At 72.9% G+C, this 22029-nt stretch carries 17 protein-coding genes and 1 riboswitch; of the genes, 11 read left to right on the top strand and 6 right to left on the bottom strand.

Translation table 11 applies throughout. The annotated features are described in order from the left end of the window. Positions 1–7 precede the first annotated feature (7 nt). Positions 8–886 carry a carbohydrate ABC transporter permease gene (locus OIE69_RS12415; RefSeq protein WP_326572038.1) on the top strand — a complete coding sequence of 293 codons (879 nt, stop codon included), beginning with the start codon at positions 8–10 and terminating at the stop codon, positions 884–886. Between the two features lie 98 nt (positions 887–984). After that, positions 985–2604, top strand: coding sequence for a glycoside hydrolase family 13 protein (locus tag OIE69_RS12410; protein ID WP_326572037.1), 1620 nt, complete (start codon positions 985–987; stop codon positions 2602–2604). Positions 2605–2703: 99 nt separating this feature from the next. On the opposite strand, the gene OIE69_RS12405 is transcribed toward OIE69_RS12410, so the two are convergent. Further along, positions 2704–5154 (bottom strand): DNA gyrase/topoisomerase IV subunit A, encoded by a 2451-nt coding sequence (locus OIE69_RS12405; protein ID WP_326572036.1) that lies wholly within the window; start codon positions 5152–5154, stop codon positions 2704–2706. A 206-nt stretch (positions 5155–5360) separates the two neighbouring features. Here OIE69_RS12405 and OIE69_RS12400 point away from each other — a divergent pair, with 206 nt between their 5' ends. From OIE69_RS12400 to OIE69_RS12385, 4 genes are all read left to right on the top strand, one after another. Next, positions 5361–6713, top strand: coding sequence for a M16 family metallopeptidase (locus OIE69_RS12400; protein ID WP_326572035.1), 1353 nt, complete (start codon positions 5361–5363; stop codon positions 6711–6713). Positions 6714–6730: 17 nt separating this feature from the next. Next, positions 6731–8101, top strand: a complete 1371-nt coding sequence (locus OIE69_RS12395) for a M16 family metallopeptidase (protein ID WP_392567657.1) — start codon at positions 6731–6733, stop codon at positions 8099–8101. Positions 8102–8424: 323 nt separating this feature from the next. Next, a riboswitch (cyclic di-AMP (ydaO/yuaA leader) is annotated at positions 8425–8581 on the top strand. A 15-nt stretch (positions 8582–8596) separates the two neighbouring features. Then, positions 8597–9361 carry a M23 family metallopeptidase gene (locus OIE69_RS12390; RefSeq protein ID WP_326572033.1) on the top strand — a complete coding sequence of 255 codons (765 nt, stop codon included), beginning with the start codon at positions 8597–8599 and terminating at the stop codon, positions 9359–9361. A gap of 233 nt (positions 9362–9594) precedes the next feature. Next, the gene (locus tag OIE69_RS12385) at positions 9595–10287 is read left to right on the top strand and encodes a GntR family transcriptional regulator (protein WP_326572032.1); all 693 of its coding nucleotides are present in this window, start codon (positions 9595–9597) and stop codon (positions 10285–10287) included. A 215-nt stretch (positions 10288–10502) separates the two neighbouring features. Here the strand turns inward: OIE69_RS12385 and OIE69_RS12380 are convergent, their stop codons facing one another. Beyond that, entirely contained in the window at positions 10503–10784 is a 282-nt protein-coding gene (locus OIE69_RS12380) for an HPr family phosphocarrier protein (protein WP_326572031.1), read from the bottom strand. A gap of 120 nt (positions 10785–10904) precedes the next feature. Here OIE69_RS12380 and OIE69_RS12375 point away from each other — a divergent pair, with 120 nt between their 5' ends. From OIE69_RS12375 to OIE69_RS12360, 4 genes are all read left to right on the top strand, one after another. Next, positions 10905–13628, top strand: a complete 2724-nt coding sequence (locus OIE69_RS12375) for a bifunctional acetate--CoA ligase family protein/GNAT family N-acetyltransferase (RefSeq protein ID WP_326572030.1) — start codon at positions 10905–10907, stop codon at positions 13626–13628. 28 nt (positions 13629–13656) lie between these two features. Then, positions 13657–14244 carry a DUF5998 family protein gene (locus OIE69_RS12370; protein WP_089223061.1) on the top strand — a complete coding sequence of 196 codons (588 nt, stop codon included), beginning with the start codon at positions 13657–13659 and terminating at the stop codon, positions 14242–14244. After that, positions 14244–15428, top strand: a complete 1185-nt coding sequence (locus tag OIE69_RS12365; RefSeq protein ID WP_326572029.1) for an alkaline phosphatase family protein — start codon at positions 14244–14246, stop codon at positions 15426–15428. The genes OIE69_RS12370 and OIE69_RS12365 overlap by 1 nt, the downstream gene beginning before the upstream one ends. Positions 15429–15493: 65 nt before the next feature. Beyond that, a complete protein-coding gene (locus tag OIE69_RS12360) occupies positions 15494–16138 on the top strand; it encodes a thymidine kinase (protein ID WP_018561859.1) in 645 nt (214 codons plus the stop codon). Positions 16139–16144: 6 nt separating this feature from the next. Here the strand turns inward: OIE69_RS12360 and OIE69_RS12355 are convergent, their stop codons facing one another. Then, on the bottom strand, positions 16145–16939 hold the full coding sequence (locus OIE69_RS12355; protein ID WP_326572028.1) for a VOC family protein: 795 nt from the start codon (positions 16937–16939) through the stop codon (positions 16145–16147). Between the two features lie 129 nt (positions 16940–17068). On the opposite strand from OIE69_RS12355, the gene OIE69_RS12350 reads away from it, so the two are divergent. Then, entirely contained in the window at positions 17069–17908 is an 840-nt protein-coding gene (locus OIE69_RS12350) for a sulfurtransferase (RefSeq protein ID WP_326572027.1), read from the top strand. Positions 17909–17993: 85 nt separating this feature from the next. Here the strand turns inward: OIE69_RS12350 and sepH are convergent, their stop codons facing one another. From sepH to OIE69_RS12335, 3 genes are all read right to left on the bottom strand, one after another. Then, the gene (gene sepH / locus OIE69_RS12345) at positions 17994–19085 is read right to left on the bottom strand and encodes a septation protein SepH (RefSeq protein WP_326572026.1); all 1092 of its coding nucleotides are present in this window, start codon (positions 19083–19085) and stop codon (positions 17994–17996) included. Between the two features lie 332 nt (positions 19086–19417). Further along, a complete protein-coding gene (locus tag OIE69_RS12340) occupies positions 19418–20740 on the bottom strand; it encodes a D-arabinono-1,4-lactone oxidase (protein WP_326572025.1) in 1323 nt (440 codons plus the stop codon). Beyond that, entirely contained in the window at positions 20697–21944 is a 1248-nt protein-coding gene (locus tag OIE69_RS12335; RefSeq protein WP_326572024.1) for an MFS transporter, read from the bottom strand. Before OIE69_RS12335 ends, OIE69_RS12340 begins: the two co-directional genes overlap by 44 nt. Between the last annotated feature and the right edge of the window lie 85 nt (positions 21945–22029).

Genomic DNA, 22029 nt, shown 5'->3' with positions numbered 1-22029 from the left:
CACACCGATGAGCAGCACGAGAACGCTGATATCGCCGACGCAGCTGGCGAGCCGGCGCGGCCGGATCCTCTACCGGACCGTCCTCACCCTGGTGGTCACCACCTTCACGCTGGTCTTCCTCGGCCCGCTGTACTGGATGGCCTCCAACGGCCTGAAGAGCACCGAGGAGTTCGCGCGGATCCCGCCCACCACCTTCCCGCAGGCCCTGCACCCGGAGAACTACACGAGCGCCTGGGAGGTGATGGACCTGTCCCACCTCCTGCTCAACACCCTCTGGTACGCCTTCGGGGCGCTCGCCTTCCAGCTGGTCCTCGATGTCGCCGCCGCCTACTCGCTGTCCAAGCTGCGCCCGGTGTTCGGCAAGGCGATCCTCGGGATGATGCTGGCCACGCTGATGATCCCGGCGACGGTCCTGGTCGTACCGCAGTACCTGACCGTCCTGGACGTGCCGATCTTCCAGCGCAACCTGCTCAACTCGCCCTGGGTGATCTGGCTCCCCTCGGTCACCAACGCCTTCAACATCTTCCTGCTCAAGCGGTTCTTCGACTCGGTGCCGCAGGAACTGCTCGACGCCTCCGCGATCGACGGGGCCTCGCAGATGCGGACCCTGTGGTCGGTGGTCCTGCCGATCTCCCGGCCGATCCTCGGAGTGGTCTCCATCTTCGCGGTGGTCGGGGTCTGGAAGGACTTCCTCTGGCCGATGCTCACCCTGAACGACCCGACCAAGCAGACCCTCAACGTCGGCATCTACTCCCTCGCCAGCGGGGTGCCGGAGAACTGGCTCCTCGCGGCCATCGCGATGGCCTCCGTCCCCACCCTGCTGATCTTCCTCGTCTTCCAGCGCAACATCATGAGCGGCCTGACCGCCGGCGGCCTGAAGGGCTGAGGCCCGGCCCCGACGGCCTCCGGCCGCACCCGTCCAGTACCACGCCGCCCGCCACGGGGCGGGCGGCGCGGTCCCAGCTGCCCGAAAGGACCAGTCACGTGGCAGACACCCACCCGGCCGAGGCCACCGACGCGTGGTGGCGCGGCGCCGCCATCTACCAGGTGTACGCACGCAGCTTCGCCGACGGAGACGCGGACGGCACCGGCGACCTCGCCGGGGTGCGGTCCAGACTGCCGTACCTGGCCGCGCTGGGCGTGGACGCGCTCTGGTTCAGCCCCTGGTACCCCTCGCCGATGGCCGACGGCGGCTACGACGTCGCCGACTACCGCGCCATCGACCCGGCGTTCGGCACCCTGGCCGACGCCGAGAAGCTGATCGCCGAGGCGCGCGCCCTGGGCATCCGCACCATCGTCGACATCGTCCCCAACCACGTCTCCGACCGGCACGTCTGGTTCCGGGCGGCCCTCGAGGCAGGGCCGGGCAGCGCCGAGCGGAAGCTGTTCCACTTCCGCACCGGTCGCGGCGAGGACGGTGAACTGCCGCCCAACGGCTGGCGTTCCCAATTCGGCGGCTCCGCCTGGACCCGGCTCCCGGACGGCGACTGGTACCTGCACCTGTTCGCCCCGGAGCAGCCCGACCTCAACTGGTCCCACCCCGCCGTGCGGCAGGAGCACGAGGACGTGCTGCGCTTCTGGTTCGACCGCGGCGTGGCGGGAGTGCGCATCGACTCCGCCGCCATGGTCGCCAAGGATCCGGACCTGCCCGACTTCGTGGAGGGCACCGACCCGCACCCCTACATCGACCGTGACGAACTGCACGACATCTACCGCTCGTGGCGGTCCGTCGCCGACCCCTACGACGGCGTGCTGATCGGCGAGGTGTGGCTGCCGGACACCGAGCGCTTCGCCCGCTACCTGCGTCCCGACGAGCTGCACACCGCCTTCAACTTCGACTTCCTGGCCTGCCCCTGGGAACCGGAGCGGCTGCGCGCCTCCATCGACGGGACCCTCGCCGCGCACGCCCCGGTCGGCGCGCCGGCCACCTGGGTGCTGGCCAACCACGACGTCACCAGGACCGTCACCCGCTACGGACGCCGCGACACCGGCTTCGCCTTCGCCGCCAAGGCCCACGGCATCCCCACGGACCTGGAGCTCGGCACCCGGCGCGCCCGCGCCGCCGCCCTGCTGACCCTGGCCCTGCCCGGTTCGGTCTACCTCTTCCAGGGCGAGGAACTGGGGCTGCCCGAGGTCGAGGACATCCCGGCCGAACTGCTCCAGGACCCGATGTACTTCCGCTCCGGCGGCACCGACCCGGGCCGTGACGGCTGCCGGGTGCCGCTGCCCTGGTCGGGGGAGGCACCGCCGTACGGCTTCGGGGGCGACCGTCCCTGGCTGCCGCAGCCGGCGGACTGGGCGCGCTACACCGCCGAGGCGCAGGAGACGGACCCCGGCTCCATGCTGAGCCTGTACCGGACGGCGCTGGAGCTCCGCCGCGCCGAACCCGGCCTCGGCGAGGGCCCGATGGACTGGCTCGACGGTCCCGGGGACGTGCTCGCCTTCCGTCGTGAGGGCGGCTTCGCCTGCGTGCTCAACCTGTCCGCGGACCACGTCGGGCTCCCCGCGCACCGACGGCTCCTGCTGGCCAGCGGCCCGCTCGCCGAGGACGGCCGGCTGCCCCAGGACACCTGTGTGTGGCTGCGCCTGGACGACCCGGCCTGATCCGGCGGGACGGAGGCGTACGCGTCCTGACACCGCGTACACCGAGGGGCGCGGCACCCGCACCGGGTGCCGCGCCCCTCATCGCTGTGGGCCCGCCGGTCACACCGGCCCGGCGACCACCGAGACCCGCTTGGTGAGGGCCACGCCCGAGCCGTCCCGGCGCGGGTCCTTCGGCGGGAGGTCGGCCGGCGCACCCGTCGAGGTGGCGGCGCGTGCGGGGGTGCCACCGGCCCAGGCGAGCAGCAGCATGTCCTCGCCCTTCAGGAAGCGCTGGCAGCGCACACCGCCGGTCGCCCGTCCCTTGCGCGGGTACTGGTCGAACGGCGTGAGCTTGGCCGTGCCCTCCTCGGCCCCGGCGAGCGTCTCCCGGGTCCCGGCGAGGGTGAACACCACGGCGTCGGCCGACGGGTCGACCGCGGTGAAGGAGATCACCTTCGCGCCGTCCGTCAGCTTGACGCCGGCCATACCGCCCGCCGGGCGGCCCTGCGGGCGCACCTGGCCCGCCGGGTAGCGCAGCAGCTGGGCGTCGTCGGTGATGAAGACCAGGTCCTCCTCACCGGTGCGCAGCTCGACGGCGCCGACGATGCGGTCGCCCTCCCTGAGCGCGATGACCTCCAGGTCGTCCTTGTTCGCCGGGTAGTCCGGCACGACGCGCTTGACCACGCCCTGCTCGGTGCCGAGTGCCAGGCCCGGGGAGGACTCGTCGAGCGTGGTCAGGCAGAGCACCTGCTCGTCCGGCTCCAGCGTCATGAACTCCGCGAGCGGCGCACCGCCCGCAAGGTTCGGCGCGCCGGAGGCCTCCGGCAGGATCGGCAGGTCGATGACGGCGATCCGCAGCAGGCGCCCGGTCGAGGTGACCAGGCCGACGTCGGCCCGTGCCGTCGTCGGGACGGCCGAGACGATCACGTCGTGCTTGACCCGCTTGCCGTCGCCCGGGGCCAGGGCCTCGCCGTTCGCCGTACGGGCCAGCAGCCCGGTCGAGGAGATCAGCACGCGGCACGGGTCGTCGGCGACCTCCAGCGGCACGGCCGCGACGGGCGTCACGCCCGGCTCCATCAGCAGGGTGCGGCGCTCGGTGGCGTACTTCTTGGCGACCGTCGCCAGCTCGGCGCTGACCAGCTTGCGCAGCTCGGCGTCGGACTCCAGGATCTGCGTCAGCTCCTCGATCTCCGCGGTCAGCCGGTCCCGCTCGGACTCCAGTTCAATCCGGTCGAAGCGGGTCAGCCGGCGCAGCGGGGTGTCGAGGATGTACTGGGTCTGGATCTCCGACAGCGTGAAGCGCTCGATGAGCCGCTCCTTGGCCTGGGCGGCGTTGTCGCTGGAGCGGATGATCGAGATGACCTCGTCGATGTCGACCAGGGCGACCAGCAGGCCCTCCACCAGGTGGAGACGGTCCCGGCGCTTGCCGCGGCGGAACTCGCTGCGCCGCCGGACGACCTCGAAACGGTGGTCGAGGTAGACCTCCAGCAGCTCCTTGAGGCCCAGCGTGAGCGGCTGGCCGTCGACCAGCGCCACGTTGTTGATGCCGAAGGACTCCTCCATGGGGGTCAGCTTGTAGAGCTGCTCCAGGACGGCCTCGGGGTGGAAGCCGTTCTTCACCTCGATGACCAGCCGCAGCCCGTGCTCGCGGTCGGTCAGGTCCTTGACGTCCGCGATGCCCTGCAGCTTCTTCGAGCCGACCAGGTCCTTGATCTTGGAGATGACCTTCTCCGGGCCGACCGTGAACGGCAGCTCGGTCACCACCAGGCCCTTGCGGCGGGCCGTGACGTCCTCCACGGACACCGTGGCGCGGATCTTGAAGGTGCCGCGGCCGGTCTCGTACGCGTCCCGGACGCCGTCCATGCCCACGATCCGGCCGCCGGTCGGCAGGTCCGGGCCGGGGACGTGGCGCATCAGCGTCTCGAGGTCCGCGTTCGGGTACCGGATCAGGTGGCGGGCGGCGGAGATGACCTCGCCGAGGTTGTGCGGCGGCATATTGGTGGCCATGCCGACCGCGATGCCGGAGGCGCCGTTGACCAGCAGGTTCGGGTAGGCGGCCGGCAGGGCCACCGGCTCCCGCTCCTGGCCGTCGTAGTTCGGCGTGAAGTCGACGGTGTCCTCGTCGATCGACTCGACCATCAGCGCCGCGGCGGGGGTGGTGCGGCACTCCGTGTAACGCATCGCGGCCGGAGGGTCGTCGTTGCCGAGCGAACCGAAGTTGCCGTGGCCGTCGACCAGCGGCACACGCATCGAGAACGGCTGGGCCATGCGCACCAGCGCGTCGTAGATCGAGGCGTCGCCGTGCGGGTGGAGCTTGCCCATCACCTCGCCGACGACGCGGGCGCACTTCACGAAGCCGCGCTCGGGGCGCAGCCCCATCTCGTTCATCTGGTACACGATCCGGCGGTGCACCGGCTTGAGCCCGTCGCGGGCGTCCGGGAGCGCGCGCGAGTAGATGACCGAGTAGGCGTACTCGAGGAAGGACCCCTGCATCTCGTCGACGACGTCGATGTCGAGGATGCGCTCCTCGAAATCGTCCGGCGGCGGGGTCTTCGTGGTGCGGCGGGCCATCAGGGCGCTGCTCCTTCGGCTGGACCTCATCGGATAAGGACACGGGACTGACGCGGACCATTGTGGACCGCCCCACCGACAGCCCGGACCACCCCCCCGGCTCATACGTGGCGGTGACGGGAACTTCGCGGGCCGTTTGTCCGCTGCCTAGAGTGGCAGGTCTCAGCACAAAACAACGAGTACGCGACCGGAAGGACAGCTTGCCCATGGGTCACACGGCCACGCCGGAGGCAGAACCCGGCGGCCTCACCGCGACCGAGCACCGCCTGGCCAACGGCCTGCGCGTCGTGCTCTCCGAGGACCACCTCACCCCGGTCGCCGCGGTCTGCCTCTGGTACGACGTCGGTTCCCGCCACGAGGTGAAGGGCCGTACCGGACTCGCCCACCTCTTCGAGCACTTGATGTTCCAGGGTTCCGCGAACGTCACGGGCAACGGCCACTTCGAACTGGTCCAGTCCGCCGGCGGCTCCCTCAACGGCACCACCAGCTTCGAGCGCACCAACTACTTCGAGACCATGCCGACCCACCAGTTGGAGCTCGCGCTCTGGCTCGAGGCCGACCGCATGGGCAGTCTGCTGTCCGCGCTGGACCTGCAGAGCCTGGACAACCAGCGCGACGTGGTCAAGAACGAGCGCCGCCAGCGGTACGACAACGTCCCCTACGGCACCGCCTTCGAGCGCCTGACGGCGATGGCGTACCCGGACGGCCACCCGTACCACCACACCCCCATCGGCTCGATGGCGGACCTCGACGCCGCCTCTCTGGAGGACGCCCGGGCCTTCTTCCGGACGTACTACGCGCCGAACAACGCCGTCCTCGCGGTCGTCGGCGACATCGACCCGGAACAGACCCTGGCCTGGATCGAGAAGTACTTCGGGACCATCCCGGCCCACGACGGCAAGCCGGCGCCCCGTGACGGTTCACTCCCCGGGGTGATGGGCGGGCAGCTCCGCGAGGTCGTCGAGGAGGACGTCCCCTCGCGCGCGCTGATGGCCGCCTACCGGCTGCCGCACGACGGCACCCGCGAGGCCGACGCCGCGGACCTGGCGCTGACCGTGCTCGGCGGCGGGGAGTCCTCGCGGCTGCACAACCGCCTGGTGCGCCGGGACCGCAGCGCCGTCGCTGCCGGCTTCGGCCTGCTGCGGCTGGCCGGGGCGCCGTCGCTCGGCTGGCTCGACGTGAAGACGTCCAGCGGCGTCGAGGTGCCCGCCGTCGAGGAGGCCGTCGACGAGGAACTGTCCCGCTTCGCCGAGGAGGGCCCGACCCCGGAGGAGATGGAGCGGGCCCAGGCCCAGCTCGAGCGCGAATGGCTGGACCGGCTCGCCACCGTCGGCGGCCGCGCCGACGAACTGTGCCGGTACGCCGTGCTGTTCGGCGACCCGCAGCTGGCCCTGACCGCAGTCAAGCGCATCCTGGACATCACCGCCGACGAGGTGCGCGCCGTCGCGGCGGCCACCCTGCGGCCCGACAACCGCGCCGCACTGGTCTACGAGCCCACCGGCTCGCCGGCCTCGGCCGGCGAGGACTCCGACGAGGACGAGGAGGGCGCGGACCAGTGACCGACGTCCACACCACCATGACGTTCCACCCCCAGCCGCGGCCGGGGCAGCCCAAGCCCTGGGACTTCCCGGCCCCCGAGCGGTCCACCCTGCCCAACGGGCTGACGGTGCTGCGCAGCCGGCGGCCCGGGCAGAAGGTCGTCGCCGTCGAGGTGCTGCTCGCGGCGCCGCTCGACGCCGAGCCCGAGGGCCTGGACGGCGTCGCCACGATGATGGCGCGGGCCCTGTCCGAGGGCACCGACAAGCACAGTGCCGAGGAGTTCGCCGCCGAGCTGGAGCGTTGCGGGGCCACCCTCGACGCCCACGCCGACCATGCCGGAGTCCGGGTCTCCCTGGAGGTCCCCGTCTCCCGGCTCGACAAGGGCCTCGGCCTGCTCGCCGACGCGCTGCGCGCCCCGGCGTTCCCGGACGGCGAGGTCGAGCGGCTGGTGCGCAACCGCCTCGACGAGATCCCGCACGAGCTGGCCAACCCCGCGCGGCGTGCCGCCATGGCGCTGTCCAAGGAGCTCTTCGCCGCCGACCTGCGCTGCTCCCGGCCGCGCCAGGGCACCGAGGAGACGGTCGCGCGCATCGACGCGGCCGCCGTCCGGGCCTTCTACGACACCCACGTACGGCCCTCCACCTCGACGGTCGTCGTGGTCGGCGACCTCGCCGGGATCGACCTGGAGGCGCTGCTGGAGAGCACGCTGGGGGAGTGGAGCGGCAAGCCCGCCGAGCGCCGCCCGCTGCCGGCGATCACCGCGGACGACACCGGACGCGTCGTGATCGTCGACCGGCCCGGGTCCGTCCAGACCCAGGTGCTCATCGGCCGTGCCGGCGCGGACCGCCACGATCCCGTCTGGGCCGCCCAGGTGCTCGGCACGTACTGCCTCGGCGGCACGCTGACCTCGCGCCTGGACCGCGTCCTGCGCGAGGAGAAGGGCTACACCTACGGCGTGCGGGCCTTCGGGCAGGTGCTGCTCTCCACTCCGGAGGGCACCGGCGTCTCCCTGCTCGGGATCAGCGGTTCCGTGGCGACCGACGTCACCGCGCCCGCGCTGGCCGACACCTGGCAGGTGCTGCGCACCCTGGCGGCGGAGGGGCTCACCGACGACGAGCGCGACGCCGCCGTACAGAACCTCGTGGGCGTCGCCCCGCTGCGCTACGAGACGGCCTCGGCGGTGGCCGGGACCTTCGCCGACCAGGTCGAGCAGTCCCTGCCGGACGACTTCCAGGCCAGGCTCTACGAGCGGCTGGCCGTCACCGGCACGATCGAGGCGACGGCCGCTGCCGTCAACGCCTTCCCCCTGGACCGGCTCGTGGTCGTCCTCGTCGGCGACGCCTCCGTCATCGCGGACCCGATCCGCGAGCTGGGCATCGGCCCGGTGGAGGTCGTCACAGGCGGCTGACCGGTACCGCCCACCGCGGCCCCGGGTGCCCTCGCGGCGCCCGGGGCCGCGGTGCGCCTGCGTCCGTGCAGCCGCCGAGGCGGGGGCCGCCGCCGGGTGGATCAGCAGGCCGCACGGAGGCCGTCCGCAGGCCGCGCCGGGGCCTTCCCGCAGGGGCGCGCACCGCCGGGGAGCTGCGGTGTCGCGGTATTGCGGACGGTTGCGACCGGTTGGCGGTGGGTGTGGCATCCCGCACATATTGCCGGATTTTTTTGGAGCCGGGAGCAACGCGCGGTTAGCGTCCTCGGGTTGCCCGGCGGAATCAGCCGCCACCCGCGGCACCGGAGCAACGATCGCCGAGTCCCCGTCGGGCGTGAGCCTGGGGAGCCGGGGACCCACCTGAGATGTCCCTGGGGTGAATCGGGCGGCGTGCCGCCGCCCGTAGGAGACCTTCCTGCTCCGAACCCGTCAGCTAACCCGGTAGGCGAGAAGGAAGGAAAGGATCTCCGCCTGCCCATGGCGTCGTTCTCCATACGCTCCACCCTGGCCGGAGCCGCCGCGCTGACCACCGTCACCACCGGCGCGTTCGTCGTGCCCGCCGCGGCCGCCGACGCCCGGACCGAGGGTTCCGCCTTCGCCCGCTGCGCCGCTGTCGCCGGGGACCTGGCCACGCACCTCGCCGACCAGGCGTCCGCCCAGCACCGGGCCGCCGTCATCGCCCGCAAGCACCACGCCGCCCACGTCGCGCGGGCCGAGCGCGCCGCGCGTGAGCGCGCCGCCGAGGAGGCCGCGGCCAAGGCCGCCAAGGCCAAGGCGGCCCGGGAGAGCGGTACCGCGCACGCGTCGCGCAGCGCCGCGGCCGGCCGCGCCACGCTCGGCGGCTGGGTGCTGCCCGTCGCCGGCTCGATCGGCACGCCCTACCGCGCGACCAGCAGCCTGTGGTCCTCCGGCTACCACACAGGTGTGGACTTCGTGGCCTCCGTCGGCACCCCGGTGCACGCCGCCGGCGCGGGCACCGTCGTCGAGGCGGGCTGGGGCGGCTCGTACGGCAACAACATCGTGATCCGCCACGCGGACGGCATGTACACCCAGTACGGCCACCTGTCCTCCCTGGGCGTGTCCGTGGGCCAGACCGTCTCCGCGGGTCAGCAGATCGGCCTGTCGGGCGCCACCGGCAACGTGACCGGGCCGCATCTGCACTTCGAGGCCCGTACGGCCCCGTCCTACGGCAGCGACGTGGACCCGCTGGGGTACCTGCGCTCCAAGGGCGTCCGCATCTGAGCCCGCATCCGAGCCATTTCCCTCCCCCCACACGAAGGCCCCGGTTCCCCCGCCGGGGCCTTCGGCATGCCGGCGCTTCCCGGCCGCGGGTGTGTCCAAAAATGCTCCATGAATTCAGGGCGGCCGTCGGAATCGGAGCCGTGCTGGAATAGAGTCGCGCCAGAAACGCCGGCTCCTCCGTTGCACGGGGATGAAAGGGTGGCCGTCGGCGCGCACCGAAAGGAACCTGCGATGTGGGGTCGGACGTGAACGGGACCGGCGGCGCGGGCCGGCGGATTTCGGCCCGGGCGGTGTGCGCGGCGATCCGCGACGACATCGTCAGCGGGTTCTTCGCGCCGGGGAGCCGGCTGACCGAGGAGCAGCTGGCCAAGCGCTACGGGGTGTCGCGGGTCCCGGTGCGCGAGGCGCTGCGCACCCTGGAGTCCGAGGGCTTCGTGCAGACCCGCCGGCACGCCGGGGCGTCCGTCGCGGAGCCCACCGAGCAGGAGGCCGCCGACCTGCTGGACATCCGGGCCCTGCTGGAGCCGCTGGGCGCCGCGCGGGCGGCGCAGCGGCGTACCGAGGCCCATGTGAAGGTGCTGCGCGGGCTCGTCCGGCTGGGCCAGGAGCGTTCCCTGCGCCGCCAGTTGTCGGACCTGCCCGCGCTGGACGGCTGGTTCCACGAGACGCTGGCCCAGGCCTCCGGCAGTCCGACCCTGGTGGCGCAGCTGACGCAGCTGCGGCACAAGATCGCCTGGGTGTACGCGGTGGACACCCCGGGGCGGGCCGTGGAGTCCTGGGAGGAGCACGGCGCGGTCGTGGACGCGGTGGCGCGCGGTGACGCGGAGCGGGCGCGGCGGCTGATGGCGGCCCATGTGGAGCGGGCGACGGCGGTGCACCGGCTGCGCCGACCGGAGAGCACGGGGCGCGGCGCCGCGGCGCGGTGAGGAAACGGAAACACGCCGTACACAATTCGAGTGGCCGGGCGCAACAAAAGGGCCGTATACAAAGTGGGGAATTGTGTGCGGAGGTATTTCCGCGCTTCATCGCGCTGCGCGCTGCCCGGAAATGGTGTGGAAATGGGGAAGGGACGGGCCCGCGAAATCCGGCCGGATTTCGTTTCGGGCCCGCCCCTTTTGCCGTAGGGCGGTTGTGCGCGGCGTCAGACGGTCTCGGGGAGCTCGTCCAGCCCCTCGGAGACGAGCTTGGCCAGGCTGTCCAGAGCGGCGTCCACACCGTCGGCGTCGGAAGCGAGCACGACCTCCTCGCCGCCGGCCACGCCCAGGCTCAGCACGGCGAGCATCGAGGCGGCGTTGACGGGGGCGCCGTCCACCTTGGCGATGGTGACGGGGACGCCCAAGGCGGTGGCGGCGCGGACGAAGATCGAAGCGGGACGTGCGTGCAGGCCCTCGGCCCAGCCGATGGTGACGCGGCGCTCAGCCATGGTGTTGCCCTTCGGGTCGTTCCTAAGAGGTCTAGACCAGTCTGCCATGCCTCGGACACCGGTCCGTCCCCACATCGTCGCACCGGTCCCGCGGCGGCCGGGTGCCCGTACGCTTGGGCCATGACGACGCCGTCCGACGCAAAGCGTGACTACCCGGTCCACTGGGAGGCGGACGTGGTCCTGCGCGACGGGGGGATCGCCCATGTCCGGCCCATCGCGCCGGACGACGCGGGACGGCTGGTGAGTTTCTACGAGAAGGTCTCCGACGAGTCCAAGTACTACCGCTTCTTCGCGCCCTACCCCCGGCTCTCCGACCGGGACGTGCACCGCTTCACCCACCACGACTACCACGACCGCGTCGGCCTGGCGGCCCTGGTCGGCGGCGAGTTCATCGCGACCGTGCGCTACGACCGCACCGACGACGGCGAGGCCGAGGTCGCCTTCCTCGTCCAGGACGCGCACCAGGGCCGCGGCGTGGCCTCCGCCCTGATGGAGCACATCGCCGCCGTGGCGCAGGAGCGGGGCATCCGCCGCTTCATCGCCGAGGTGCTGCCCGCCAACCGCAAGATGATCAAGGTCTTCACCGACGCGGGCTACACCCAGCAGCGCAGCTTCACCGACGGCGTAGTCCGGCTCGAGTTCGACCTGGAGCCCACCGAGCAGTCCCTCGCCGTCATGCGCGCCCGCGAGCAGCGCGCCGAGGCCCGCTCCGTGCAGCGGCTGCTCGCCCCCGCCTCGGTGGCCGTCATCGGCGCCGGCCGCCGGCCGGGCGGCGTCGGCCGCGGGGTGCTCCGGAACATCGTCGCGGGCGGCTACACCGGCCGCGTCCACGCCGTGAACCGCTCCTTCCCCGAGGACCTGCGCACCCTCGAACCCGAAGGCGTCCCCGCCCACCGCTCCGTCGCCGAGATCCCCGACACCGTCGACCTCGCCGTGATCGCCGTGCCCGCCGACGACGTCGCCGAGGCCGTCGACGCATGCGGCCGGCACGGTGTCCTCGGCCTGCTGGTGATCTCCTCCGGCTACGCGGAGTCCGGCGCCGAGGGCCGCCGCAGGCAGCGCGCCCTGGTACGGCAGGCCCTCACGTACGGCATGCGCGTCATCGGCCCCAACGCGTTCGGCATCCTCAACTCCGCGGACGACGTCCGGCTCAACGCCTCCCTGTCGCCCGAGACCCCTGACGCCGGACGGCTCGGGCTGTTCACCCAGTCCGGAGCCATCGGCATCGCCCTGCTGTCCGGACTGCGGCGGCGCGGCGCCGGGCTGTCCTCCTTCGTCTCCGCGGGCAACCGGGCGGACGTCTCGGGCAACGACATCCTGCAGTTCTGGTACGACGACCCGGCCACCGACGTCGCCCTGCTCTACCTCGAAACCCTGGGCAACCCGCGGAAGTTCTACCGCCTGGCCCGGCGCACCGCCGCCGTCAAGCCGGTCGTCGCGGTCAAGGGCGCCCGGCACTCGGCGGCCGCCCCGCCCGGACACGCGGTACCCCCCGCCCGCATCCCCGACAGCACCGTCTCCGCCCTGCTGCAGCAGGCCGGCGTCATCCGCACCGACACCGTCACCGAGCTCCTCGACACCGGACTGCTGCTGTCGTGCCGGCCGCTGCCCGCGGGACCGCGCGTCGCGATCCTCGGCAACTCCGAGTCCCTCGGGCTGCTCACCTACGACGCCTGCCTCACCGCGGGGCTGGAACCCGGCCTCCCGCTCGACCTCACCACCGCCGCCGGCCCGGAGGACTTCCGGGCCGCCCTCGCCACGGCCCTCGCCGACCCGGCCCACGACGCCGTCGTGGTCACGGCCATCCCGCGCGTGGGCTCGGAAGTCGACGAGGCCCCCGCGAGCAGCGACGACCCCGCGCTGGCCGAAGCCCTCCACGCCGGCGCGGACGAGGCCGGATCCGGCAAGCCCGTCGTGGTCGTCCACACCGCCCTGGAGGCCATGGCCACCCGCCTCGCGGCCGTCCGCATCCCCGCCTACGGCGCCGCCGATCGCGCCGTGAAGGCACTGGCCCGCGCCGCCGCCTACGCCCGGTGGCGCAGGGACGCCCAGGTGCCGGGCAGGGTGCCGGAATTCGAGGACGTCGACGAGGCGGGCGCCTGCCAGGACGTCACCCGGCTGCTCGACGAGGCGGGGGAGCCCGCCGTCGTCACCCACGGCGTCACCCTCGACGACCCGGCGGCCGCCGACCTGCTGGCCCGCTACGGCATCACGGTGCGCCCCGCGCTGCCGGCCCCCGGGGTCGACGCGGCCCTGGAGGCCGCCCGCCGGCTCGGCTACCCAGTCGCCCTCAAGACCACCGCACCGCATCTGCGCCACCGCGCCGACCTCGGCGGCGTACGCCTGGACATCGCCGACCCCGACGACCTCAGCCGCGCCTTCGGGGAGCTGACCGCCCGGCTGGGCAAGCCCGAGGAGCTGCACCTGGTCGTGCAGGCGATGGCACCGCGCGGGGTCGACACGGTCGTACGCGCCACCGTCGACCCGGCCGCGGGCGCCGTGCTCTCCTTCGGCATCGCCGGCGCCCCCTCCGAACTGCTCGACGACATGGCGCACCGGCTGGTCCCGGCCACCGACCGGGACGTCGCCCAGCTGGTCCGCTCCATCAAGGCGGCCCCGCTGCTGTTCGGCTGGCGCGGCGCGGAGCCGGTGGACACCGGCGCCCTGGAGGAGCTGCTGCTGCGGGTGTCGCTGCTGGTCGACGACCTGCCCGAGGTGGTCTCCGTCGACCTCGAACCGGTGGTCGTATCCGCCGCCGGCCTCACCGTGCTCGGCGCCTCCGTGCGCCTCGCGCGGCCCCCGGCCCGCACGGACCTCGGGCCTCGGGCACTGTCGTCCTTCTGAACACATGCTCCGCACTAGGATGGTCGCCATGGCGAAGACCGGTACGACGACCCAGGGGCTGCGCGCGGCGATCGAGCGCAGCGGCTACTACCCCGCCCTCGTGGCCGAGGCCGTGGAGGCCTCCGTCGGTGGGGAGCCGGTCGCGTCGTACCTGGTCCACCAGGAGACCACCTTCGACGCCAACGAGGTCCGCCGGCACGTCACCGTCCTGGTCCTGACCGGCACCCGCTTCATCGTCAGCCACACCGACGAGCAGAGCGCCGACGACACCTCCCCGAGCCCCTACGCCACCACCTCCACCGAGTCCGTCAAGCTCGAGCGGATCTCGTCGGTCGTGATGAGCCGGGTGGTCGCCAACCCCGAGTCGTACACCCCGGGCACCCTGCCCCGGGAGGTCGTGCTGACCATCGGCTGGGGCGCGGTCAGCCGCATCGACCTGGAGCCCGCCGCGTGCGGCGACCCCAACTGCGACGCCGACCACGGCTACACCGGCTCCTCCAGTGCCGACGACCTCAGCCTGCGGGTCAGCGAGGCGGGCGACGGCCCCGAGACCGTCCGCCAGGCCCTCGCCTTCGCGCAGGCGCTCTCCGAGGCGACCGCGGGCGCGGCCTCCTGATGGTCCATCCCGCCCCGTCCTACGAACCGCTCGATCCGTACGCCGCGCCCGCCCCCCGCTACGGCACCGGCGCGCTGAGCGACCTGCTGCCCGCGGTCGCCGCGGGGCTCGGCATCGCCGGCGTCCCGCCGACGGCGCTCGACCTCGCCCCGGCCGACCGGGTCTGCGTGTTCCTCGTCGACGGCATGGGCTGGGAGCTGATCCGCCGGCACCCCGACGAGGCGCCGTTCCTCACCTCCCTGATGGCCGGCTCGGCCACCGGCGGCGGCCGGCCGATCACCGCGGGCTTCCCCTCCACCACCGCGACCTCGCTCGCCTCGGTCGGCACCGGGCTGCCGCCCGGCGTGCACGGCCTGGCCGGCTACACCGTGCTGAACCCGGACACCGGCGAGCTGATGAACCAGCTGCGCTGGCAGCCGTGGACCTCCCCGACCGACTGGCAGCCGTATCCCACCGTCTTCCGGCTCGCCCAGGAGGCCGGGATCGAGACCTGCCAGGTCACCTCGCCCACCTTCCAGCACACCCCGCTGACCAAGATCGCCCTCAGCGGCGGCACCTTCCTCGGGCGGCTCACCGGCGAGGAGCGCATGGACCTCACCGCCGAGCGGCTCGCCGCGTCCGACCGCGCGCTGGTCTACACGTACTACAGCGAGCTGGACTCCATGGGCCACCGGCACGGTGTCGACTCCGACGCCTGGCGCGGCCAGCTGATGATGGCCGACCGGCTCGCCCAGCGGCTCGCCGAACAGCTCCCGCCGCGCAGCGCGCTCTACGTCACCGCCGACCACGGCATGATCGACATCCCCTTCGACCCGGAGTCCCGGATCGACTTCGACGAGGACTGGGAGCTGCGTGCCGGCGTCGCCGTCCTCGGCGGCGAGGCCCGGGCCCGCCACGTCTACGCCGTGCCGGGCGCCGCAGCCGACGTCTACGCGGTGTGGAGCGAGGTGCTCGGTGAGCAGATGTGGGTGGCCTCCCGCGAAGAGGCGATCGCCGCGGGCTGGTTCGGCCCCGTCGTGGAGGACCGGGTGCGCGGCCGCATCGGCGATGTCGTCGCCGTCGCCCGGGACGACATCGCGATCGTCGCCACGCGCACCGAGCCGGGGGAGTCCACCATGGTCGGCCTGCACGGCTCGATGACCCCCGTCGAGCAGCTGGTGCCGCTGCTCGAAGTCCGCACCTGACGCACCGCTGCCACCTCCCCCACCGCACCGCCCTCCGCCCCGCCCCGAAAGGCCGCCGCCTCCTCATGCCTGAGCTCGTGTTCTTCTCCGGAACGATGGACTGCGGGAAGAGCACCCTCGCCCTGCAGATCGAGCACAACCGCTCGGCACGCGGCCTGGAGGGCCTGATCTTCACCCGCAACGACCGGGCCGGAGAGGGCGTCCTGTCCTCCCGGCTCGGCCTGGAGACCAAGGCCGTCGAGGCCGCCGACGACTTCGACTTCTACGGCTACCTCGTCACACACCTGTCGGGCGGCGCCCGCGCCGACTACGTCATCGTCGACGAGGCCCAGTTCTTCACGCCCGACCAGATCGACCAGCTCGCGCGCATCGTCGACGACCTGCGGCTGGACGTCTTCGCCTTCGGGATCACCACCGACTTCCGCACCAGGCTCTTCCCCGGCTCCCGGCGGCTGGTGGAGATGGCCGACCGGATAGAGGTGCTCCAGGTCGAGGCCCTGTGCTGGTGCGGTGCCCGGGCCACGCACAACGCCCGTACGGTGGACGGGAAGATGGTCGTCGAGGGCGAGCAGGTCGTCGTCGGCGACGTCAACCGTCCCGGCACGGCGATCGGCTACGAGGTGCTCTGCCGCCGCCACCACATCCGGCGGATGACCGCGGCCGCGGCCCGTGCGGCGGCTATCTCGCCGGACGTCCTGCCGGTCGACTGACCGCCGTTACTGCGTGCCGCCGACCGGCTGCGGTCGGGAGTGGATCACGGTGAAGACGGCGCCCTCGGGGTCCGCCACGGTCGCCAGCCGGCCGTACTCGGACTCGCGCGGCGTGCGGATGACGCTGCCGCCCAGCTCCAGCACCTGGCGGGCGGCGGCGTCGGTGTCGGAGACCTCGAAGTACGTCATCCAGTGCGCCCCGCGGTCGCGCGGCAGGGCCCGGCCGACGCCGTGGATGCCGCCGACCGGGCGGCCGGCGAGGTGGAGCGTGACGTAGTCGATGTCGGTGGAGACGACGGCTTCGGCCTCCAGCCCGAAGACCACCGAGTAGAACGTGCCGACCAGCGAGGTGTCGCGGGTGATCAGCTCGTTCCACACGGGCGCGCCCGGCTCGCCGCAGACCTCGGTCCCGCGGTGGTGCCGGGCCTGCCACACCCCGAACACCGCCCCCATCGGGTCCGAGGCGACGGCCAGCCGTCCCGCGTCGTCCGCGTCCAGGGGGCCGACGCCCACCGTGCCGCCGCAGATCCGGATCAGCTCGGCGGTCTTGTCGGCGTCGTCGGCGGCGAAGTAGGTCGTCCAGGCGATCGGCAGGTGCCGGTCGCCGGGCAGCTCGCCGATGCCCGCCACGCTCTTGCCGCCCAGCGTGGCGCGTACGTACGGGCCCAGCGCATGCGGACCGGGGTGGAACTCCCAGCCGAACAGTTGGCTGTAGAACTCCTGCGTGGCCTCGACGCTGTGAGCCAGCAGGCTGACCCAGCACGGGGTGCCGTGCGGGTGGCGGTTCCCTACCTCGGTCATCAATTCTCTCCTGGGGAGCAGCGCTCGGGCTTGCAGGGGAAGTGCCACAGCGATGCTCGCACCACCGGGTGTGCCGTGGACCGGGGGCCGCGCCGCAGATTTTCCGTGCCGGGTGACCACAATGGGCTTATGCATCCTGTCATTACCGTAACCGAATTGGCCGCATTGCCGAAGGGCGTCCCCGGAGGCGCCGCACTTCTGGACGTGCGCTGGCAACTGGGCGGTCCGCCCGGCCGACCCGTCTACGAGGCCGGCCACCTGCCCGGCGCGCACTACGTCGACCTGGACACCGAACTCGCCGGGCCGCCCGGGGCGGAGGGGCGCCATCCCCTCCCGGACCTCGCGGTGTTCACCGCCGCCATGCGCCGCGCGGGCGTCGGCCCGGACCGCGAGGTGGTGGTCTACGACGGCGGTCTCGGCTGGGGCGCGGCGCGCGCGTGGTGGCTGCTGCGGTGGGCCGGGCACGAGCGGGTGCGTGTCCTGGACGGCGGGCTGGCCGCGTGGACGGCGGCGGGGCTGCCCCTCGCCACGGACGTCCCCGCCGACGAGGAGGGCGAGTTCACCGCCGCTCCGGGCGCGCTCGGCGTGCTCACCGCCGACGAGGCGGCGGCGCTGGCCCGCCGCGGTGTCCTCCTGGACGCCCGGGCCGCGGAGCGCTACCGGGGCGACACCGAGCCCATCGACCCGGTCGCCGGTCACATCCCCGGCGCGGTCAACGCCCCGACCACGGAGAACGTCGTCCCGGAGACCGGCCTCCTCCTCGCCGCCGACGAACTGGCGGAGCGCTTCGGCAAGGCCGGCGCCACGCCCGGGACCGAGGTCGGCGTCTACTGCGGCTCCGGCGTCTCGGGCGCCCACGAGGTGCTGGCACTGGCGGTCGCCGGTATTCCCGCGGCGCTCTACGTCGGCTCCTGGAGCGAGTGGTCCGCGGCGGGCCGCGACGTGGCGACCGGGCCGCAACCGGGCTGACGCGGCGCCGGCTCCCGGAGCCCGGCCCACGCGGAGGACCGCACGGGGGAGGACACCGGGGCACCCCTGAGGGGCTGTGCCCCGGTCAGTCCTGCTTCTTGCGCCGGCTCCCGAAGACGATCTCGTCCCAGCTCGGCACCGTCGCCCGCCGTCCCGGGCGGACCCCGTCCGCCTCGGCCTGGCGGTCGGTGGACCCGACCAGCCGGTCGCGGTGGGCGCCGACCGAACGCGGCATCAGGACGTCGGCGTACGCGGAGCCCGCGCCGGCGCTCGCGGCGGGCGGTGCCTCCTCCTCCGCCACGGGCACTTCGGGACCGTCCTCGGTGACCGCTGCCGCGGCAGGCGTGTCGGGCGTGGTGGAGGGCGGCCCCGCCTGGGCCGGCACCACCATGTCGCCGCGGAAGCTGGGGACCGCCTCCAATAGGCTGGTCAGGGAGTCGCGCTCCTCCTCCGCCCGCTCCTCGGCCGTGCGTTCCGCCCGCTCGGCGCGGTCGGGCCGCTCCAGCGCCCGGTCGCGCGGGAGCCGGGCGATCCGGGGCACAAAGGGGTAGCTCGGCTCCTGCGCCGCCTCCTGGGTCGTCTCCCCGATGAGCGCGCGCGCCTCGTCGTCCACGGCCTGGACCAGGCGGCGCGGCGGGTCGTACGTCCAGCTCGCCGAATGCGGCTCACCGGCCACGCGGTAGACGAGGAGGACCTCCCAGGTGCCGTCGTCGCGGCGCCAGGAGTCCCACAGGACGGTGTCCTTCTCGGCGCCGCGCAGCAGCAGGCGCTCGGCGACCGCCTCACCGAGCTGCGGGCCGGTGCTCTCGCCCTGGCGCCGCACCGCGGTCTTGCGGGCCCGCTCGGCCATGAAGGCACGCTCCGCCAGCACGGGGCCCTCGAAACGCCGGACGCGCTCCACCGGGATCCCGGCGAGCTGCGCGACCTCCTCCGCGGTGGCACCGGCTCGTATCCGCGCCTGGATGTCGCGCGGGCGCAGATGGCTCTCGACCTCGATCTCGATCTGGCCCAGCCGCGCGCGGTCGTTGCGGATGGCGGCACGCAGGCGTTCGTCGATCGGAAGCGTGTACTCGGTGCTGTCGGCAGCCTTGAGAACCAGTCGTGTGCCGTCGTTGCTGACAGCCACGACACGCAGTTCGGGCACGGTTACCTCCCGGGTGGTGCCTGCCGACGTCACGTGCGTCGCTGCTCCCGATGGACGAGTGTGACCTGCCCGGGTGCAGCCTGCCACAACCTTGCTGAGTTTCCCGGCGTGTCGGGCATGTGCCGTGACACGCCGTTATGGCACGGTTACCTATTCGCAACGCTGAGTGACCAAACGCGCCACTCGGCGTCAAGTGTCTCCGGTTCGATCGACGGCACCCCGGGACGAGTGCGCCGTCTCCCCCCCGGAGCCAGGATTTGTCACAGTACTCCATTTGGGCCACGTCGGTGGGGCGCCGCGCCGTCGAACTTCGCGCGCGCCAAGGGAGTTGGGGCAGGATCTTCACAAAAACCCCACAAGTGGAACTATTCCCCGAGCACCCGCCGCAGGTAGTCGTTCCGGAACAGCCGGTCCGGGTCGAGCCGGTCGCGCAGGGCGGTGAACTCCGCGAAGCGGGGGTAGGCCTTGGCGAGGTAGTCGGCGTCCCGGGTGTGGATCTTGCCCCAGTGGGGGCGGCCCTGATGGGCGGTCATGATCTGTTCGACCGCGGTGAAGTACTCCTGGTACCGGCTGCCCCGGTACATGTGCACCGCGACGTAGGCGGTGTCCCGGCCCGAGGCCGTCGACAGCGCGATGTCGTCCGCCGGGGCGATCCGCACCTCCACGGGGAAGCTGATCCTGAACTCCGACGACTCGACCATGGACTTCAGTTCGCGCAGCACCCCCACCGCGGCCTCGCGCGGCACCGCGTACTCCATCTCCACGAAACGCACACGGCGTGGGTGGGTGAACACCCTGTACGGGATGTCGGTGTAGGTGCGGGCCGACAGCGCCCGGCTGGAGACCTGGGCGATGCCCGGGATGAGGGAGGGCGCCGCCCGGCCCACGGAGCAGGCCGCCTGGAAGACCCCGTTGGACAGGAGCTCGTCGTCGATCCATCCCCGCAGCCCTGGGACCGGGGCGGCGGGACCCTGGCTGCGGTTGTTCCGTTTGGTGTTGCAGCCGTCGGTGTGCGGGAACCAGTAGAACTCGAAGTGCTCGTTCTCCTCGACCAGTTGGTCGAACTCCGCGACCACCCGGTCGAAACGCATGGGCTCCTCGCGGGCGGTGAGCAGGAAGAGCGGCTCCACCGCGAAGGTGATCGCGCCGACCACGCCGAGCGCGCCCAGCCCGATCCGGGCGGCGGCGAAGACCTCGGCGTTCTCCTGCGCCGAGCAGGTGAGCACCGACCCGTCGGCGAGCACGAGTTCCAGCGCCTTGATCTGGGCGGCTATGGAGCCCGAGTCGCGGCCCGTGCCGTGGGTACCGGTGCTGGTCGCACCGGCCACGGTCTGCTCCATGATGTCGCCCATGTTCGTGAGGGACAGGCCCTCGGCGGCGAGCATCGCGTTGAGGTGCTTGAGCTGGACTCCCGCCTCCACCGTGATCGTGCCGGCCTCGCGGTCGATGCCCCGCACGGCGGTCATCCGCTCGGGCCGGATCAGGACGCCCGAGGTCGCCGCCGTCGAGGTGAAGGAGTGCCCGGTGCCCACGGCCTTGGCCGGGAGGCCGTCCGCCGCCGCCTTGCGGACCACGGCCGCCAGTTCGTCCGTCGAGGCGGGCGACTCGGTCCGCGCGGGCAGGGCCCGTACGTTGCCCGCCCAGTTACGCCATGTGGCCTTCCCGGCGGTCCTGCTCGTCGTAGCCATGCGCACGCGTCCCCTCCAAGTCCGGCGCCGGCTCCAGCCGGCGGTACCCCAGGAACGCCGCCACCACGGCGAGCGCCGCGGCGGAGGCGGGCACCACGAACGCGGCCCGGGCCCCCGCCGCGTCGATGACCCACCCGGCCAGAGAGGCGCCGAGCGCCACACCGACCGCGAGACCCGTGCTCGTCCAGGTCATGCCCTCGGTCAGCTTCGCGCGCGGTACCAACTGCTCGACGAGCGCCATGGTGGTGACCATCGTCGGTGCGATGGACAGGCCCGCGACGAACAGCGCCACGGCCAGGAACGGCAAGTTCCCGACCAGTAGTGGCGGGATCATACTCACGCCCATGGCCGCCACGCCCAGCAGGAAGCGGCGGGAGGCCGTTCCCCTCGGCTTCATCAGGCCGAAAAGCACCCCCGCGAGGCAGGATCCCGCCGCGTACACCGCCAGCACCACGCTCGCCGCGGCCTTGTGGCCCTGCTCCTCGGCGAAGGCCACGGTGTTCACGTCCACGGCTCCGAAGATCGCCCCGGTCGCGACGAAGGTCAGCACCAGCACCTGCAGCCCGCGGGAGCGCAGCGCGGACCCCGGGGTGTGCTGCTCGCGCGGGTGCGGCGGCGGCTCGGTGGCGCGCTGCGCGGTCAGCAGCACCACCCCGGCCGCCAGGAAGAGCACCGCCAGCAGCGGCCCCGCCTCCGGGAACCAGATCGTGCACAGCCCGATCGACAGGATCGGGCCCACGATGAAGCAGACCTCGTCGACGACGGACTCGAAGGAGTAGGCGGTGTGCAGGAGCGCGGGCGACCCCCGGTGGATCATCGTCCAGCGCGCCCGCACCATGGCGCCCAGGCTCGGAGTCGCCCCCGCCAGCGCGACGCACGCGAAGAGCGTCCAGTCCGGGGCGCCGGTCCGTACGCACACCAGCAGGCCGGCCACCGCCAGCACCGTGATCCCGGCGGCCGGGCGCAGCACCCTGCGCTGGCCGTACCGGTCGACCAGTCGGGAGACCTGCGGGCCCAGCGCCGCCGCGGCCAGCGCCAGGGTGGCCGCGAGCCCGCCCGCGATCCCGTAGCGGCCGGTGACCTGGGACATCATCGTCACGATGCCGATGCCGAGCATGGACAGCGGCATCCGGCCGATGAAACCCGCCGCCGAGAAACCCCTGGTCCCCGGGGTGGAGAAGATCGCGCGATAGGGACTGGACACAGGCGCTCCACGGCTTCGTCGCCGACGTCTCAAGGGGCTGAAGTAAGGAATGTGACTGCGTCACACAGCTTACAAAGGGAGCGCA

Source organism: Actinacidiphila glaucinigra (genome assembly GCF_035918135.1).
Lineage (GTDB): Bacteria > Actinomycetota > Actinomycetes > Streptomycetales > Streptomycetaceae > Actinacidiphila > Actinacidiphila glaucinigra.
Note: the sequence above shows the minus strand (reverse complement) of the source record. Positions and strands in the feature narration are given on the sequence as shown.